The 15878-nt window shown below is 65.0% G+C and carries 14 protein-coding genes; 5 read left to right on the top strand and 9 right to left on the bottom strand.

Annotated elements, in window-relative coordinates; translation table 11 throughout:
- Positions 1–17: 17 nt before the first annotated feature.
- The 4 genes from NR187_RS14615 to NR187_RS14600 form a co-directional block, all read right to left on the bottom strand.
- Positions 18–1223: a beta-ketoacyl-ACP synthase gene (locus NR187_RS14615; protein ID WP_211383340.1), complete on the bottom strand. Its 1206-nt coding sequence runs from the start codon at positions 1221–1223 to the stop codon at positions 18–20.
- Positions 1220–1690, bottom strand: coding sequence for a 3-hydroxyacyl-ACP dehydratase FabZ family protein (locus NR187_RS14610; protein ID WP_211383341.1), 471 nt, complete (start codon positions 1688–1690; stop codon positions 1220–1222). Before NR187_RS14610 ends, NR187_RS14615 begins: the two co-directional genes overlap by 4 nt.
- A gap of 10 nt (positions 1691–1700) precedes the next feature.
- Positions 1701–1988, bottom strand: coding sequence for an acyl carrier protein (locus NR187_RS14605; protein ID WP_092025034.1), 288 nt, complete (start codon positions 1986–1988; stop codon positions 1701–1703).
- A 234-nt stretch (positions 1989–2222) separates the two neighbouring features.
- The gene (locus NR187_RS14600; protein WP_211383342.1) at positions 2223–2564 is read right to left on the bottom strand and encodes a hypothetical protein; all 342 of its coding nucleotides are present in this window, start codon (positions 2562–2564) and stop codon (positions 2223–2225) included.
- 272 nt (positions 2565–2836) lie between these two features.
- Between NR187_RS14600 and NR187_RS14595 the strand changes: the two genes are divergently transcribed.
- The 4 genes from NR187_RS14595 (at position 2837) to NR187_RS14580 (ending at position 6623) form a co-directional block, all read left to right on the top strand.
- Complete coding sequence (locus tag NR187_RS14595; RefSeq protein WP_211383557.1) at positions 2837–3463, top strand: ParB-like protein; 627 nt, start codon at positions 2837–2839, stop codon at positions 3461–3463.
- Positions 3464–3613: 150 nt separating this feature from the next.
- A complete protein-coding gene (locus tag NR187_RS14590) occupies positions 3614–3757 on the top strand; it encodes a hypothetical protein (protein ID WP_211383343.1) in 144 nt (47 codons plus the stop codon).
- Positions 3758–3906: 149 nt separating this feature from the next.
- The gene (locus tag NR187_RS14585; RefSeq protein WP_211383344.1) at positions 3907–4074 is read left to right on the top strand and encodes a hypothetical protein; all 168 of its coding nucleotides are present in this window, start codon (positions 3907–3909) and stop codon (positions 4072–4074) included.
- Positions 4071–6623, top strand: a complete 2553-nt coding sequence (locus NR187_RS14580; RefSeq protein WP_211383345.1) for an HAD-IC family P-type ATPase — start codon at positions 4071–4073, stop codon at positions 6621–6623. Before NR187_RS14585 ends, NR187_RS14580 begins: the two co-directional genes overlap by 4 nt.
- Before the next feature lie 100 nt (positions 6624–6723).
- Here the strand turns inward: NR187_RS14580 and NR187_RS14575 are convergent, their stop codons facing one another.
- The 3 genes from NR187_RS14575 to NR187_RS14565 form a co-directional block, all read right to left on the bottom strand.
- The gene (locus NR187_RS14575; protein ID WP_211383346.1) at positions 6724–7656 is read right to left on the bottom strand and encodes a hypothetical protein; all 933 of its coding nucleotides are present in this window, start codon (positions 7654–7656) and stop codon (positions 6724–6726) included.
- A 210-nt stretch (positions 7657–7866) separates the two neighbouring features.
- Positions 7867–8445, bottom strand: coding sequence for a peroxidase-related enzyme (locus NR187_RS14570; RefSeq protein ID WP_211383347.1), 579 nt, complete (start codon positions 8443–8445; stop codon positions 7867–7869).
- A gap of 102 nt (positions 8446–8547) precedes the next feature.
- Positions 8548–10287 carry an ATP-binding protein gene (locus NR187_RS14565; RefSeq protein WP_211383348.1) on the bottom strand — a complete coding sequence of 580 codons (1740 nt, stop codon included), beginning with the start codon at positions 10285–10287 and terminating at the stop codon, positions 8548–8550.
- Positions 10288–10709: 422 nt separating this feature from the next.
- On the opposite strand from NR187_RS14565, the gene NR187_RS14560 reads away from it, so the two are divergent.
- The gene (locus NR187_RS14560; RefSeq protein ID WP_211383349.1) at positions 10710–11678 is read left to right on the top strand and encodes a catechol 2,3-dioxygenase; all 969 of its coding nucleotides are present in this window, start codon (positions 10710–10712) and stop codon (positions 11676–11678) included.
- A gap of 55 nt (positions 11679–11733) precedes the next feature.
- On the opposite strand, the gene NR187_RS14555 is transcribed toward NR187_RS14560, so the two are convergent.
- Positions 11734–15264 carry a molybdopterin cofactor-binding domain-containing protein gene (locus NR187_RS14555; protein ID WP_256806889.1) on the bottom strand — a complete coding sequence of 1177 codons (3531 nt, stop codon included), beginning with the start codon at positions 15262–15264 and terminating at the stop codon, positions 11734–11736.
- Positions 15264–15746: a (2Fe-2S)-binding protein gene (locus NR187_RS14550; RefSeq protein WP_256806888.1), complete on the bottom strand. Its 483-nt coding sequence runs from the start codon at positions 15744–15746 to the stop codon at positions 15264–15266. Before NR187_RS14550 ends, NR187_RS14555 begins: the two co-directional genes overlap by 1 nt.
- Between the last annotated feature and the right edge of the window lie 132 nt (positions 15747–15878).

Raw genomic sequence — 15878 nt, 5'->3', positions numbered from 1 at the left:
GCTAGAGCACGCCGCGCTCAGCTGACAGCCTCGACCAGCGCCATGCCTTCGCCGCGCCAATGTCCGGCCCCCACCACGACAATCTGGGTGGGCGCCCCCTGCATTTCAATCTCGGTCCCCGTGGAATCGTTCGGCGGGAACAGCGCGCCGCGCGAGATCGAGAGGGCGGCGAGCGCGAGCCCGAGCGGGAATTGCGTTTCCATGGTGTGGCCGAACATCGTACCGGTCGAGCGCACCGGGAATTCAGCATGGCCCTTCAGGAAGCCGCGCTCTTCCGAGGTCGCAGGCTCCGCGCCGGTCGCGCCGGTGATGATCGCGCCCTTGCCCTCGCGCCTGGGCAGCTTGGCCCACAGCTTCTCGAGCGTCGCGGCCATGTCGCCGGGCTGCTTGCGCCGGGCGAGGTCGGCAACGACGCTCGACAGCCTTGCAAACGGCTTTGCGCCGCGCGCTTCCGCATGCGCCCGGGACTCCAGCACCAGGAACGCGCCGGCCGAGCCGAGCGCGAAGCCGGCGTGGTCCTTGCGCGCCCAGACGGGTGCGAACTTGTCCTTCAAATTGAAGTCGCCGAATTCGTAGAGGACCATCAGGTCCTTGCGCTCGCCATTGTGCGAGCCGCCGATCAGCGCGATGTCGCTCTCGCCCGAGGCGATGCGCGCAAGCGCGATGCGCGCGGCATCGGCGCCCGCGACTTCTTCGCCCATGAAGGTGCGAGAGGTGCCGCCGAGGCCGTGGACGATGGCGATGTTGCCGGCGAGGAGATTGGAGAGCTGGGCCAAAAACAACGTCGGCCGCAAATCGCTCATCAGGCGCTCGTTGAGGAAGCCGGGCGCGTTGGCGCCCTTGGCTTCGGCCGTGAGCACGCCGGTATCGACGTTGAGGTCACGCTCGCCGCCGCCGGCGGCGACCACCATGTCGATCTTCGACAGGATGTCCTTGTTGCCCTTGATCCCGGCGGAGTCGAGCGCAAGGCCGGCGGCATAGGTGCCGATGCGCTGCCAGGCTTCCATCTGGCGCTGGTCGCCCTTCTTCGGGATCTGGCTGTCGAAAGAGACCGGCATCAGGGGATGCACGATGTAGGGCGCAAAGCCCTTCTCGTCGACATTGATGCGCTTCTCCTGGAGCGCGGTCCAGTTGGCGTCCAGGCCCTCGCCGAGCGAGGTGGCAAGTCCAATGCCGGTGATCCAGACTTCCGTCTGGCCGGGCTTCGAAGTGGTGTCGGTCATGGCGATACGGCCTGTTGCGGAAAGCCGACTCGCTCGGCGACTTTCGTCATGTATCCGCGCATATCCGCATTGGGGAAGGGGATCAGCGTGAAGGTCAGCGACGAATTCGCGCGCAGCTTGCCGCCGACCCGGATCTTGGCTTCGGTCATGGCATAGCCCGAGCCCTCATGGGCCACGCTCGCCTCAAGGGTCATCAGGTCGCCCGGAAACACCGAGCCGCGCACCTTGGCTTCCTTCACGGCAGCGAGAATCGGCATGCGCTCGAACTTGAGCACGCCAAGCAGGAGGAAGCCCGAGGCCTGCGCCATCGATTCGATCAGGAGCACGCCCGGCATCAGCGGATAGCCCGGGAAGTGCCCCTCGAAGATGGTGCTCTCCTTCGGGACCAGCGCCTCGACGACGATCTTCTTCTCGCCGACATTGAGGTCGACGATCCGATCGATCATGTGGAAGTATTCGAGTTGCATGACCGCGCGCTTAGGCGCTCGCGCCCTTGGCCGCAACCAGTTCGTCGATGCGGGCGCAGAGATTCTTCAGGACGAAATACTGCTCGGTGGTTGCCTTGCCGTCGTTGACCTCCTGGGTCCACTTTTCCAGCGGCAGCTTGATGCCGAACTGCTTGTCGATCGCGAAGGCGATGTCCAGGAAATCGAGGCTGTCGATGCCGAGGTCATCGATGGCGTGGCTATCGGGTGTGATCGTGTCGCGCGGGATGTCGCAGGTTTCAGCGATGATCGTGGCGACCTGATCGAATGTGGTGGACATCACTAAGCCTTTGATATATTGCGGATATTTGTCTGATTATCCAGGGTGGCACGGCGGGTGGGCATCGCGCCCCTGATGACGCCCTCAACCCCCCTCTGACCGGGTTGAAAGCCCGTATATCGGAGCGCCGCCCTGAGTTCAATGGAGCCGGACAGGGGTGGGGGCAGGGCTGGGGATGCCCGATGGAGCCCTTTCCGCCGAACGACCGGCGGCCGGCGTTGCCAGACATGTCGCCTAGATGTGCGGCGTCGTGATCTTGACGCAGTCGCGGCGGCCCATCAGCACGCAATCCTGGGTCCGGCGCAGGTCCGCGATGCTGACCGCGAGCCAGATCCCGATCGCGGTCAGGGCGATGGTGAAGGCGAGTGCCGCGATGTTGGCGAGCATGCGGTGACGAAAATCGTCGGGCTCGGTGCGGGGTTGCTCGTAGCGCGACAGGTCGAGCGGTTCGGGCGCGACACGCAACGGCTGCACGTTACCGTTGCCCCGGTGGGCCGTCGGGGAAGGCGAGGTGCGCGGCCTGAACTGGAGCACCCGGTGCTCGTCATCCGAGCTTATGGGCCGCTGGGTTTTCATGGTGCAGAGATCACTCCGAAGCAGCGATTTTTAGATAGCATACGTGATGAACGCGTTGCAGAAAATCTTCTCAACGCGCAACTTCATTGCGCATTCGCACTATCCTGCAGGGGGGCGCGAACGATCACGGAACCGCCGTCGTCCCGGCATGCACGAGTTGCGATGCAACAACTCCAGGCCCGGCCGGGCGCATTTTCCCGGCGCCATGCCCCGTGGCATAGTCGAGGGAACCTGAGCCGTCGTTGACAAACCATGTGAAGGGCCGTTCGACCATGACCACCAACGCGCGCGAGCCGAGAGTGCATCCGGTTTCGATCCTGTCGCTTCGGCCGACGCAGATGACGGTCGGCATGCGTGAGGTCAAGGAGAAGCGCAAGCGCTGGCGCGAGCACGACAAGTCGAAGCAGGCCGACCTGCTCGGCAAGCACATGATCCCGGTCGTCCACGGGCCGGACCAGCGCTACTACGTGATCGACCATCATCACCTCGGCCGCGCGCTACACGACGAGGGCGTCAAGGAGGTGCTGGTCACCATCGTCGGCGATCTCCGCATGGTCGAGCGCGAGGCGTTCTGGGGCGTGATGGACAACAAGCGCTGGGTCTATCCCTACGACGCCAAGGGGGAAAGGCGGCCGTTCCGCGATCTGCCGAAATCGGTCGTCGATCTCAAGGACGATCCGTTCCGCAGCCTGGCCGGCGAGCTCCGCCGCATGGGCGGCTTCGCCAAGGACACCACGCCGTTCTCCGAATTCCTGTGGGCCGACTATCTGCGCCGAAAGCTGTCGCGCAAGGCGGTCGATGCCAATTTCGACAGGGCGCTCGAGAAGGCGATGTCCTCGGCCAAGAGCAGGGATGCAATCTATCTGCCCGGCTGGTGCGGACCGGCGGAGGATGATTAGGCGCGGGCGCTCGCAGCAGTGCGGCACGCGGCCCGCAAACCGGGCCTCATCACAGCTGCTTGAGCGACATCATTTCCCGCGCCGATGAAGCCGTCCTGAAACAGAGCAATCCCATGTTGTGAGGTCATCGAGCTCACACAGGAGGCCAATATGCGCCGTCTGATTTTCATTGTTGCCTTGCTCGCGGTCGCGTCAGCAGGAATCTCGGCATCGTTTGCCGCAGTCCACCACGCCAGGACTTTGACATTCTCCGAGCGCTTTGCTCCGGCGCTGGATTTGATGGTGAAACGCTAGCGACCCGGCGGCCCGGGCACGCTTGATCTTTCGCAAATTCGCGGCGGCGGTAGGCGGCTATGGTCCGCCTGCATGATTGCCGAACCAGCGTTGCGCCCCGTGCCGAGAGGCCAGGTCGGCTCCAGTCATGCTGACCTGGAGACACGGCCATGAGCCTCATCTTTCGTATTCTCTTTGTCGCCGCCGGCGCGATCACGGCGCTGTTTGTCGCGCGCGATGCCTTGAATTTCACCATCATTCAGACCTTCATCGCCGTTCTGCTCGTCACTGCCATCGTCGGTGCCGGCAGCCTCTGGAGCCTACGGCGGACGACGTGAGCCAGACGCAACGCCGCAGATCGGCCGGGCTCAGCGAGACCGAGGCCCGGGCGAGGCTGAAGGCGGACGGCGCCAACGAATTGCCTCGGCCCGAACGACGCAGTCCGCTGCGCATCGTGATGGAAGTGCTGCGCGAGCCGATGCTCGTGCTGTTGCTATGCGGCGGGCTGGTCTACCTCGTGCTCGGCGATCTCAGGGAAGCGCTGATCCTCCTGGCATTCGGTGCGATGTCGATCGTCATCACGGTGGTGCAGGAGAGCCGGACCGAGCGCGTCCTGGAAGCCTTGCGCGACCTGAGCAGCCCGCGTGCGCTCGTGGTGCGGGACGGTGCACGTCGGCGCATTCCGGGCCGCGAAGTCGTGCACGGAGATCTCCTCGTCCTTGGCGAAGGCGATCGAATTCCGGCCGACGCCGCGCTCGTGGACGCGCGCGATCTGCAAGTCGACGAGTCTCTGCTGACCGGCGAATCCGTACCGGTCCGCAAGCAGGTCGCCGACGAGGCCGCATCAGTCGATCACCGGCCCGGCGGCGAGGATCAGCCCTTCGTGTATTCCGGCTCGCTCGTCGTGCGCGGCGAGGGGATGGCGCTGGTCGAGGCCACCGGCCCACGCAGCGAGATCGGGAAGATCGGGCTGTCACTGCGCGGGTTGCAGTCCGAGCCGCCCCGACTCCAGCAACAGATCGCAAGACTGGTGCGGCTCTGCTTTCTCGGCGGCGCCGTGGTCAGCTTAGCCGCCATCGTGCTCTACGGGGTCTTGCGCGGGGATTGGCTGCAAGCGCTGCTCGCAGGAATCGCAATCGGCATGTCGATGCTCCCGGAGGAGTTCGGCGTCGTGCTCACGGTCTTCATGGCGATGGGAGCATGGCGGATTTCGCAAGCCCGCGTGCTGACGCGGCGAGCCGCAGCCATCGAGGTGCTCGGTTCTGCGACGGTTCTGTGCACCGACAAGACCGGGACACTGACGCAGAACCAGATGTCCGTCGCAGAGCTGCGGTTGCCGGATGGTGCGCGCATGCGTCCGGCGGTGGTGGGACACGACGACGCCAGGCCCGAATTTGTCGAGTTGGCGCGCTGTGGTGTCTTGGCGAGCTCCCCGGAACCGTTCGATCCGATGGAGAAGGCTCTGCATCTGTTCGCGCATGACGCCTTTCGGGACGGCGCTGCGCTGGATGGCGAGCGGATGCTGGTACGTACCTACGGTCTGCGCCCCGAGCTGCTGGCCATGACGCAGGTCTGGCGGTTAGCCGGCCGGGCCGACCTCACCGTATGCGCGAAGGGGGCGCCCGAGGCGATTGCGCGCCTGTGCGAGATGAACCCTGCCGAGCAAGAGACGATGCAAGCTGCCGTCGGAGCGATGGCGAAGGACGGGCTTCGCGTGCTGGGCATGGCGGTCGCCGCCTGCGATGACGCTTCACTCCCGCCGACCCAGCAAGCTTTCGTGTTTCGCTTTGTCGGCCTGGTCGGGCTTGCCGATCCGCTGCGGCCTGCTGTCCCGGCGGCGGTTCGCGAGTGCCGTGCGGCGGGAATCCGCGTCGTCATGATTACGGGCGACTATCCGGCAACGGCTGTTGCCATCGCGAACCAGGCCGGGCTCGAGGTCGGGGACGTCATGACCGGCGATCAGGTCAAGCGGGCGGACGATCAGGAACTTGCAGACCGCGTGGGGCATGTGAACGTGTTCGCCCGGGTCTTGCCGGAACAGAAGCTGCGCATCGTCCAGGCGATGAAGCTCAACGGCGCGATCGTGGCGATGACCGGGGACGGCGTCAACGACGCGCCCTCGCTCAAGGCCGCCCATATCGGAATCGCGATGGGAGGGCGCGGGACCGACGTCGCGCGAGAGGCGTCGTCGATCGTCCTGCTCGACGACGATTTCGGCTCGATCGTGTCGGCTATTCGTCTGGGACGCCGCATCTACGACAATCTGCGCAAGGCGATGGCCTTCATCTTCGCCGTTCATATCCCGATTGCCGGGCTGGCGCTGTTGCCTCTCGTCTTCGGGCTGCCGCTGATTTTCAGTCCGGTGCACATCGCGTTTCTGGAACTGATCATCGACCCCGTATGCTCGCTTGTGTTCGAGGCCGAGCGGGAGGAGCGCGATGCGATGATGCGTCCGCCGAGACGGCCTGATACCGAACTGTTCTCATGGACACTGGTTGGCTGGAGCGTGCTTCAGGGCAGCTTCGCATTTGCCCTGACCGCCGTCATTTTCATTGGCGCGCTTCGCTCCGGCCTTGCAGCCGACGAGGCGAGGACGCTCGCCTTCGTGACGCTCGTCGTCTGCATCGTCGCCCTGGTCCTGGTCAACCGGTCGTTCAGCGCATCGTTCGCGTCCGCATTCTTCCGTCCAAATCCCGCATTGGTCTGGATCTTCGCAGCAGTCGCCCTCGTTCTCGCCACGGCGCTGCTCTGGCCGCCGGCCTCCGGCCTGTTCCGGTTTGGTCCGTTGCATGCGGACGATTTGATGATCACGCTCGGCGCGGGACTGCTGGTGCTCACGATGCTCGAATTGCTGAAACCGCTGTGGGCGCGGCGGCTTCGGTTCTAGCGACGACCGCCCAGTTCTCCGCATGCATCTCGGCTAGCGCGGCTCCTTTTGCCTCCGGCGCAGCGGGTCAAGAGCGGCACGGATGGATTGGACGTCCGCTTCAGGCAGCCGCGTCGCGATCGATTTTCCGCAACCGCACGAAGGCGGCCCAGGCCCGCGGATACTCCTTGTCCGTGGGATCGATCGTCAGCAGCGCGCGGCATGCCTCCCTGATCTCTTCCGGCGAAGGACGCCTCGTTGGCCCCTCGGATGATTTCGACTGCTCCCAGCGAGCCTCGATATCTTTCGCGAAAGCCAGGGCGTCAGCGGTCGTCCGCTTCTGCGTTGATTTCGCCAGGGAGTGGCCCGAGGGGAACGTCGGCCATACCGACGGCGGCTGGTCGACACGCCACGTGAGTTCATCCTTCTGCGCAGCCTCCACGCGCGAACCTGGATGCTGCTCTGCTGACGTCCAGCCGGCCCCGGCCGAACCTGACGAGACTCCCGATCTCGGCGCGCCTGCCGAACCTGGTGCGCGCGCCGCTGTCTGTCCGGCCAACTGGCCAAGCTGCTGTTCCATCGTCCCGCCGCTGGACTTGGGTATGACCTTTTCGACGGTCTTGATCATCGACAGGGCGCCCGGAGATATCAGCGTCCCCCGGTCGGCAATTTTGTCGTCGGCCGCGATTGGGCAGGGCTTGTATGTCGAGCGCTGCGACGTGATCCGTCCCTCGTCGTCGATACGGGCATAATCGATCGCGACCGTGTAAACGAAGGCGGTCTCGACATACTGCCTCTCCTTGTCCATCGCCTTCACGGAGCCGCACACGAATCGTGCGTTGTCCGCGTCGACCGTTCGCAATCCGTTGAAATGAGCTGAACTCGGCTCGATCAGTACGCGTGCGACAGCGGCTCGCGCCATGCCGTGCTCCGATTGAAGCATGCTCCATATTTCGCCGGGGTTGATGGCGTCGGGCTGATAGTTCCATACGTATCCAGCGGCGAAGAACGTTGCACCAATGCAAGACGCGACGGCGAATGCTCGCACGTTCATGAGACAGATCCCCTCTGCAGGCACGACTCATCCGCGTCTCCTTTGACGGAAACTGTGCAAGTTGTGTCGAAGCGTTTCTGCTAGTTGAGGGTGAGTATCTTAAGAAAACGTGTCTGATTGTGAAAACGTCGAGTTCCCGTTAGACGGGAACTCGCGCGTTGCGTTTGCTGGTGAGGCGTTACGTTCGCGTTCGAGACACGGAGCGGTCGATCACTTCTTCGGAAGCCGTCCCATCAGGTAGAACTCGTCGTTGGGCCGCATGCCGGTGAAGTTCGCCAGCCGGTTCGACAGGGCGAAGAAGGCCGAGATCGCGGCGATGTCCCAGATGTCGTCGTCGCTGAAGCCGTGCGGAGCGAGCGCGGCGAAATCCTCCTCCGAGATCCGCTGCGCATCGGCCGAGACCTTCATCGCGAAGTCGAGCATCGCCTTCTGCCGCGGCGTGATGTCGGCCTTGCGGTAGTTCACCGCGATCTGGTCGGCGATCAGCGGGTTCTTGGCGCGGATGCGCAGGATCGCGCCGTGCGCGATCACGCAATACTGGCATTGATTGGCCGCCGAGGTCGCGACCACGATCATCTCGCGCTCGGCCTTGGTGAGGCCGCCGTCCTTTTCCATCAGTGCGTCGTGATAGGCGAAGAAGGCGCGGAACTCGTCGGGGCGGTAAGCCAGCGTCAAGAACACGTTCGGCACGAAGCCGCTCTTCTCCTGCACGGCGAGAAGGCGCATGCGGATGTCGTCGGGAAGCGTGTCGAGGGCGGGGGCGGGGAAGCGTTGCGCGGGCTTTGTCATGGGCATGGATTCCGGCTTGGGGCCGGCAACCATAGTCGATGCCGGCGCCATGCTCAACGTGACGCCAGGCTCGCAATGACGGGTCAGGGAGCGAGCGTTGCGTTACCGCAGCGGCTTCTTGAGAAGCGAGAAGCGGTCCGGATCGAGCCCCAGCGACGGTTGCAGCATCGGGGCCTCGACGTTGGAGAGCGTCTTGGCGGGCGGTGCCGAGAACACGGGGTCGTTCGGCACGTCACGCTGCGAGGTGGCGCCGCGCCAACGTTCGAGCACGGCGCTGACGAAATGCATGTCGTGGCCGGAGGTGGCGGAGGGCACGCTCGAGATGGTGGCTTCGCCGCGCGGCAATTGGTGCGGCGGCACCTCCTTGAAGCGCAGGCGCGTCGGCAGCGCGACGCCTTCGCCGAACGCCAGCACCTCGCGGGTGCCGAGCGAGGGTACGAAGGACAAGAGGTTCGCGGCCGCATCCGACACGGCGGCGCGCAGCAGCGCCTGGTCGCGCTCGTTGGCAAGACGCATCGTGAACAGCGTGTTGCACTGGGAGATGATGGTGGCGTCGAGCTCCGCGGGGCGCTGGGTGATGAGGCCGAGATAGACGCCGTATTTACGGCCTTCCTTGGCGATGCGCGACACCGCCTTGCGGGTCGGTCCGAAGCCGACATTGCGGTCGGCGGAGGCGTAACGGTGGGCCTCCTCGCAGACGAACAGCAGCGGCGAGACGCCGTCGCTCCACAGGCCGAAATCGAAGGCCATGCGGCAGAGCACCGAGACGACGGAATCGATGACCTCGGCCGGGAAGCCGGCAAGCTGCATCACCGTCATCGGCTTGCCGTTGGCGGGCAGGCGGAACAGAAGGCTGATCACCTCGGCCATCGTGTCGCCGCCGACATTGGCGTTGTCGAACATGAAGGCGTAGCGCGGATCGTTGCGCACCGCTTCGATGCGCGAAATCAGCTTGTGATAGATGATGCGCGAGGAGCGGTTTTCCAGCTTGCCCATGCGCTCGTCGATCAGCGACAACAGGTCGACCAGGCGGTACGGCACCGGCGTGTCGACGGTGTAGCCGACCTGCTTGGGATCGATGCGCTTGAGGCCGATGCGGTCGGCATTCTGGTACTGGGTGTAGACGCCCTTGGCGAGCGGGATCACCTCGGCGAGGATGTCGAGCTCCTCGGGCACGCCGGCGCGGCCGCCGAACAGCACGTCGACGATTTCCTCGAAATTGAACAGCCAGAACGGCAGCTTCAGGTTCCGCGGATTGAGCACCAGCGCGCGGTCGCCGAAGCAGCGGCCGTATTCATTGTGCACGTCGAGCAGGAAGATGCGCAGGTTCGGGCGCGCTTTCAGGATCTCGTTGAGAAGCAGCGAGACACCGGTCGATTTGCCGACGCCGGTCGATCCCAGCACGGCAAAATGCTTGGACAGCATTTCCTCGACATCGACATAGGCGATGACGGAGCGGTCCTGCTGGAGGAAGCCGACATTGATCTGGTCCGATCCGGTCGGCGCGTAGATCGTGCGCAGCTCCTGGCTCGTGATCAGGTCGACGGCATCGCCGATGGTCGGATAATTGGTGACGCCGCGCTGGAATTTGGCCTTGTCGGCGGCGTTGAGGATCTCGCCTAGCAGGTCGACCGAGGCGATGGCGATGTAATTGTCGGCGCTCGACAGATTTTCGCAGGAGACCTCGGTGATCATCGCGACGATGACCGAGCTTGCGCAGCGAATGCTGACGAAGCGGCCGACGGTCGCCCGAACCTCCGAGACCGGCATCCGGCTTTCGGCCAGAAGCCCGACCCGGGCGAGCGATCCGCGAACCGAAATCACGCGTCCAAAGGATGTCACTTGAATGAACCTGGCAAGAGCGAGTGCTTTGGGACGACTATGCGCGGCCGTCGCTGCACAAACGGTTAAACGGCAAGCGCGGTGGCTTCGTTAAATCCGCGACAATCCGGCCATGAAGTTTGTTCCTAATGCATACCGATGGGCGGAAACGGCCGGAATATGCCGGTTTCCTGGGCTTTCGGGTCGAAAAGGGTTTAAGGAATATTTTACCATCCGGCCAGTCAGTCGGCCGTTCGAGGATGTTGCCATGTGGACGGAGCACCATCCGAATCAGTTTGATTTGTTGACGGGACCTAATCATTTGTACATTAGTACAAATAAACCGGCGACCCTGATGCCGCCCCGGCGCGTGAGCGGATTTGCAGCCTGCGCCTGATTGCGGGAGCCGGTCCGCCGGATCCGGCGATGCCTTGGAGGAGACCATGCAGCCCGAACCGATTTTCGATCTTGCTCATCTCGGCCACATGGAACTGCTGACGCCCAAGCCCGACGAGAGCCTCAAGTTCTTCGTCGACGTGATGGGCATGACCGTCAGCGGCCAAAAGGGCGAGTCGGTCTATCTGCGTGGCTGGGACGATTACGAGCGCTATTCGCTCAAGCTGACGGCGTCGAAGACATCGGGCATGGAGCACATGGCGTTGCGCGCGCGCAGCCAGCAGGCGCTCGAGCGCCGCGTCGCCGCGCTGAAGGGCTCGGGCTTCGATATCGGCTGGATCGACGGCGACATGGGGCAGGGGCCGACGTTCCGCTGCCGCGATCCCGACGGCCACATCGTCGAGCTCTATTACGAGACCGAATGGTATCAGGCGCCGCCCGAGCTGAAGCCCGCGCTGAAGAACCAGGCGCAGCGCTTTCCCGCCCGCGGCGTCAACGTCCGCCGCCTCGACCATCTCAACTGCCTTGCGGTGGACATCAAGGCCAACCGCGAGTTCTTCGAGAATTACCTCGGCTGCCGCCTCACCGAGCAGATCGTCCTCAACGACGGTCGTGAAGCCGCGATGTGGCTGACGATGTCGAACAAGAGCTACGACTTCGCCTATTCGCTCGATCATTCCGGCACGCCCGGCCGATTCCACCACGTCACCTACGCGCTGGACAGCCGCGAGGAGATTCTGCGCGCGGCGGATATCTTCCTGGAGAACGGCGTCCACATCGAGACCGGGCCGCACAAGCACGCGATCCAGCAGACCTTCTTCCTCTATGTCTACGAGCCCGGCGGCAACCGCGTCGAAGTCGCCAATGCCGGCGCCCGCCTCATCCTCGCGCCCGACTGGAAGCCGATCGTGTGGACCGAGGAGGAGCGCAAGAAGGGGCAGGCCTGGGGGTTGAAGACCATCGAGTCCTTCCACACCCATGGCACGCCGCCGGTGGAGGCGACGAAGCACGGCTGAGCATGACCCGGAAAAGTGTGAAGCGGTTTTCCGCTAAGGTCATGCTCAAGAAAATCTAACGCGTTGACGTGCGCACCCGTGCAATCGTCTCGCGGACACCGGTCCATGCGGGCTTGTCGGGTGCAAATTGCTTGCGCAGGAAGGTGACGAGCTCTTCGACCTGCGCGTCGCTCATGCTGTTCTTGAACGCGGGCATGTAGCCGAGGTCGCTCGAGACGGGCTCCGCAATGCCGTGCAGGATCACCTGCACGAGATTGTCCGACGTGGCGCTGTGCAGATTGCTGTTGAGCGCGAGTGACGGTCGGCTGCCGAACAGCGGCAGGCCGCCGACCTCGTGGCACACGGCGCAGGCGCCGAGGTAGAGCCGCGCGCCGGTCGAAGATGCGACAGTGACCTGCGTCGCAGCTTCGAGCTTCAGAGCGGTCGCATCGTGCGCTTTTCCGTCGGTCGCGGTGTCGTTGAACGAATTGAGATAGACCGCCATGGCGCGGATGTCCGGATCGGGCAGCGACTTCAGATCCTTCACAACAGGCGCCATCGGGCCGGCCGCGACGCCGTGAAAGCGTGAATGACCGGTGCGCAAATATGCGAAAAGCTCGTCCTCGCTCCATGGGATCGGCGCGTGCGAGAGCGAGGTCAGCGGCGGCGCCTCCCAGCCTTCGGCAAAGCCGCCGGCGAGGTAGGCCTCGCGCTGCTCGGCGCCGAGCGCATTGCGCGGCGAATGGCAGGCGCTGCAATGGCCGAGGCTCTCGACCAGATAGGCGCCGCGATTCCACTGCTCGGACTTGGCAGGATCAGGCTTGAACTCCTTGGTCCGGTGGAACAGCGCATTCCAGCCCGCCAGCAGCGGGCGGAGATTGAAGGGGAAGGCGAGCGCATTCGCGGGCGCCGTCGCGCGCACCGCGGGCTGCGCCATCAAATAGGCGTACAGCGCCTGAAGGTCGGCATCGCTGGTCTTCGAAAAATGCGTATAGGGAAATGCGGGATAGAGCTGCCGACCGTCGCGATGCAAGCCGTCGCGCATCGCGCGCTCGAAGGCGGGATAGGACCAGGCTCCGATGCCGGTCTCGACATCTGGCGTGATGTTGGTCGCGTAGATCGTGCCGAACGGCGTCTGAAGCGCGCGGCCGCCGGCATTGAGCGCGCCACTGAAGCTGGTGTGGCACTCCGCGCAATTGCCGAGCGCGGCAAGCTGCTGGCCGCGCGCGATGGTCGCCGCAGAATAGACCGATGCATCGGGCCGCTCGATCGGCGCGATGGCGCGCCCGGGCAGGAGCGCCGCGCCGATGCCGATCGCCGCGGTGCAGACGGCGGCAATGGTCGCGAAGATGCCGGCGCGCTTGGCGAACGGATTTTCCCAGATGCGGGACGGCTGCGGCGCAGCGGGCCCGGGCAGGGCCTCCGGCGTAGCCGGGGTGTCGCCGCGAAGCCCCGTGAGGATACGCTCCGGCGTGAACGGCGGCTCGCGAAAGCGTACGCCGGTGGCATCGAAGATCGCGTTCGCGATGGCTGCCGCGCTCGGCACTGATGCGGACTCGCCGACGCCGAGCGGCGGCTGATCCTGGCGCGGCAGCATCAGCACGTCGATCTTGGGCACGTCGGGGAAGGGAATAATGGGATAAGCGCCCCATTCGCGTGCCGCCACCGCGCCGCGCTCGAACGAGACCTCTTCCATCAGCGCGCGGCTGGTGGACTGGATGACGTTGCCGTGGATCTGGTGGCGGACGCCGTCCGGATTGATCATCAGGCCGGAGTCCTGCCCGGCAACGACGCGTGTCACGCTGACGTCGCCGGTGGATTTGTTCACCGCGACATCGGCGACCCAGGCCGACCACGCCGCGCCATAACCGGGAAACTTGCTGTGAACATAGAGCGCGTAGGCAAAGCCGCGCCCGTGCACGACCTCGCCGTCCTTCTCTTCGCGGACCGGGCGCGGCGTCCAGCCCGCGCGCTCGGCCACCGCGTTGACGAGATCGACGGCGCGCTGGTCTTTCAGATAGCGCAGCCGGTATTCGATCGGATCGACACCGGCCTCGGTCGCGGCTTCGTCGATGTAGGATTCGTGCGCAAAGGTGTTCGGCAGTGCCGAGACGCCGCGGAACCAGGACGCGCGCACGATCGGCGCCATGTCGTGGGCGACGACGCGCATGTGGTCGTAATCGTAGGGCGGGATCGCGGTGCGGTCGCCCATCTGGAGGACGTCGGGCTCTGGCGAGATCCGCCCCGTCAGCAGCAGCGCCAGCGTCGGGGCGGCGTTCGAGGGATAACGCGTGGCGAGATCGTAAGCAGCGACGCCGCCGTCTGCGTCGAGGCCCCCGTTGACGTCGATCAGCTGCGCCGTGCCCTTGGGCTCCCAGGCGTGCTCCTGCTCGCGCGTCAGCTGCACGCGAACGGGCCGGCCGACCGCGCGCGACAGCAGCAGCGCGTCGGCGGTGACATCGTCGGCGCAGTTGCGGCCGTAGCAGCCGGCGGCTTCCAGTCTGACGACCTCGATCTCGCTCTCGGGACGCTCGATCAGCAAAGCCAGGTCGCTGCGCAGCACGTGAGGATTCTGGGTCCCGGACCAGACGCGGATGTTGCCGTCCTGGAAGTCGGCGACGGCGCAGGACGGGCCGATCGAGGCGTGCATCTGGTAGGGCCAGACGTAGGTGCGCCGCATCGGCTTGGCCGCGCCTGATATCGCGGTAGTCACGTCGCCCTTGTCGATCAGCGTGCGCGGGGTCGACGGGTTGGCGCGCAGCGCGGTCTCGATATCGGCAAGATCGGTCAGATCAGGCGTTGGCTTCCAGCTCACGGCGAGCTGCGCGGCCGCCTGGATCGCATTCTCCTCACGCTCGGCGACTACGCCGACGAAGTCGCCGATGTGGACGACGGCGATGATGCCGGGAACGTTGCGCACCGAGGATTCATCCACCGCGATCAGGCTGGTGCCGACGAACGGGCCGGCATCGACGCCGGCATAGGGCGGGCGCACCACGCGCCCGTGCAGCATACCGGGCAGGCGGATGTCGTGCACGAAGGTCAATTCGCCCGTGGCCTTGGCGGGCAGGTCGACGCGCGGCACCGACCGGCCGACGATGGCGTAGTCGCCGACGGGCTTGACCGCGACATCGTCGGCAAGTTCGAGGCGAATGATCTCGCCGCCGATCAACTCGCCATAGCTGACGCTGCGGTTGTCGTGTCCCCGCACGAGACCGTCCTCGATCTTGAGGTCGCCGGCCGGCAGCTCCAGCCGCTCCGCCGCGCGCGCGATAAGGAAGTGCCGCGCCTGTGCCGCGGCCTTTCGCAGCGGGACGGCGGTGATCTGGATGGTCTCGCTCGCAATCGTCGCGCCCTGGTTCGGCACGATCGCGGTGTCGCCGAGCACCACGACGACGCGTGCAAAGGACACGTCGAGCTCCTCGGCGACGATCTGGCCAAGCGCGGTGCGGATTCCGGTGCCGAGATCGACATGGCCGTTATAGGCCGCGATCGAACCGTCCGCGGTGATGCGGATGAAAGTCTCGGATGTGACCTCGTCCACGGTGCGGACGACGACGAGCGAACCGGCTTGGCGCTCAGCTCCGTTCGAGGAAGGGAAGGTCATCAATCCGCGGCCTCGGTGAGCTGGCCCGATGCACGCATCACGGCACGCAAAATTTCGACATGGGTGCCGCAGCGGCAGAGATTGTAGCGCAGCGCCGCCAGCGCTTCCTGCTCGGTCGGCTGCGGGTTGATGGCGAGCAGCGCCTTGGTGGTCATGATCATGCCGTTGAGGCAGTAGCCGCATTGCGCAGCCTGCTCGTCGATGAAGGCCTGCTGCACGATGTCAGGCTCGTCGCGTGTGCCGAGCCCTTCGAGCGTCACGATGTCGCGGCCGGCGCAGCCGCTGACCGGAATCACGCAGGAGCGCGCCGCGGCTCCGTCGATCAGGACAGTGCAGGTGCCGCATTCGCCGAGGCCGCAACCATATTTCGGGCCGTTGAGCGCGAGGTCGTTGCGCAGCACGTAGAGCAACGGCGTGTCGTGCGCCGCCGCGATCTCGTGGACCCTGCCGTTCACGGTGAGGCGGATCGGTGCTTGCGTCATCTCGTTCCCAAGCGTTGCGTTCCCAAGCCTTGCATTTCCAAGCCTTGTGATCACAAGCCCTGCGATCACGCGAATTGTACGTCGCGACGATACCGTTTGTACACAAACGTGCAACCGGTCATGCCGCAGTGC

The organism is Bradyrhizobium sp. Bra64, assembly GCF_024519875.1.
GTDB lineage: Bacteria > Pseudomonadota > Alphaproteobacteria > Rhizobiales > Xanthobacteraceae > Bradyrhizobium > Bradyrhizobium japonicum_G.
This window is presented reverse-complemented; position numbering and strand designations above follow the sequence as displayed.

Bases quoted from the DNA above. Each gene is read 5' to 3' on its own strand.
- NR187_RS14615 (WP_211383340.1), bottom strand. From the start codon at position 1,223: ATGACCGACACCACTTCGAAGCCCGGCCAGACGGAAGTCTGGATCACC.
- NR187_RS14610 (WP_211383341.1), bottom strand. From the start codon at position 1,690: ATGCAACTCGAATACTTCCACATGATCGATCGGATCGTCGACCTCAAT.
- NR187_RS14605 (WP_092025034.1), bottom strand. From the start codon at position 1,988: ATGTCCACCACATTCGATCAGGTCGCCACGATCATCGCTGAAACCTGC.
- NR187_RS14600 (WP_211383342.1), bottom strand. From the start codon at position 2,564: ATGAAAACCCAGCGGCCCATAAGCTCGGATGACGAGCACCGGGTGCTC.
- NR187_RS14595 (WP_211383557.1), top strand. From the start codon at position 2,837: ATGACCACCAACGCGCGCGAGCCGAGAGTGCATCCGGTTTCGATCCTG.
- NR187_RS14590 (WP_211383343.1), top strand. From the start codon at position 3,614: ATGCGCCGTCTGATTTTCATTGTTGCCTTGCTCGCGGTCGCGTCAGCA.
- NR187_RS14585 (WP_211383344.1), top strand. From the start codon at position 3,907: ATGAGCCTCATCTTTCGTATTCTCTTTGTCGCCGCCGGCGCGATCACG.
- NR187_RS14575 (WP_211383346.1), bottom strand. From the start codon at position 7,656: ATGAACGTGCGAGCATTCGCCGTCGCGTCTTGCATTGGTGCAACGTTC.
- NR187_RS14570 (WP_211383347.1), bottom strand. From the start codon at position 8,445: ATGACAAAGCCCGCGCAACGCTTCCCCGCCCCCGCCCTCGACACGCTT.
- NR187_RS14560 (WP_211383349.1), top strand. From the start codon at position 10,710: ATGCAGCCCGAACCGATTTTCGATCTTGCTCATCTCGGCCACATGGAA.
- NR187_RS14555 (WP_256806889.1), bottom strand. From the start codon at position 15,264: ATGACCTTCCCTTCCTCGAACGGAGCTGAGCGCCAAGCCGGTTCGCTC.
- NR187_RS14550 (WP_256806888.1), bottom strand. From the start codon at position 15,746: ATGACGCAAGCACCGATCCGCCTCACCGTGAACGGCAGGGTCCACGAG.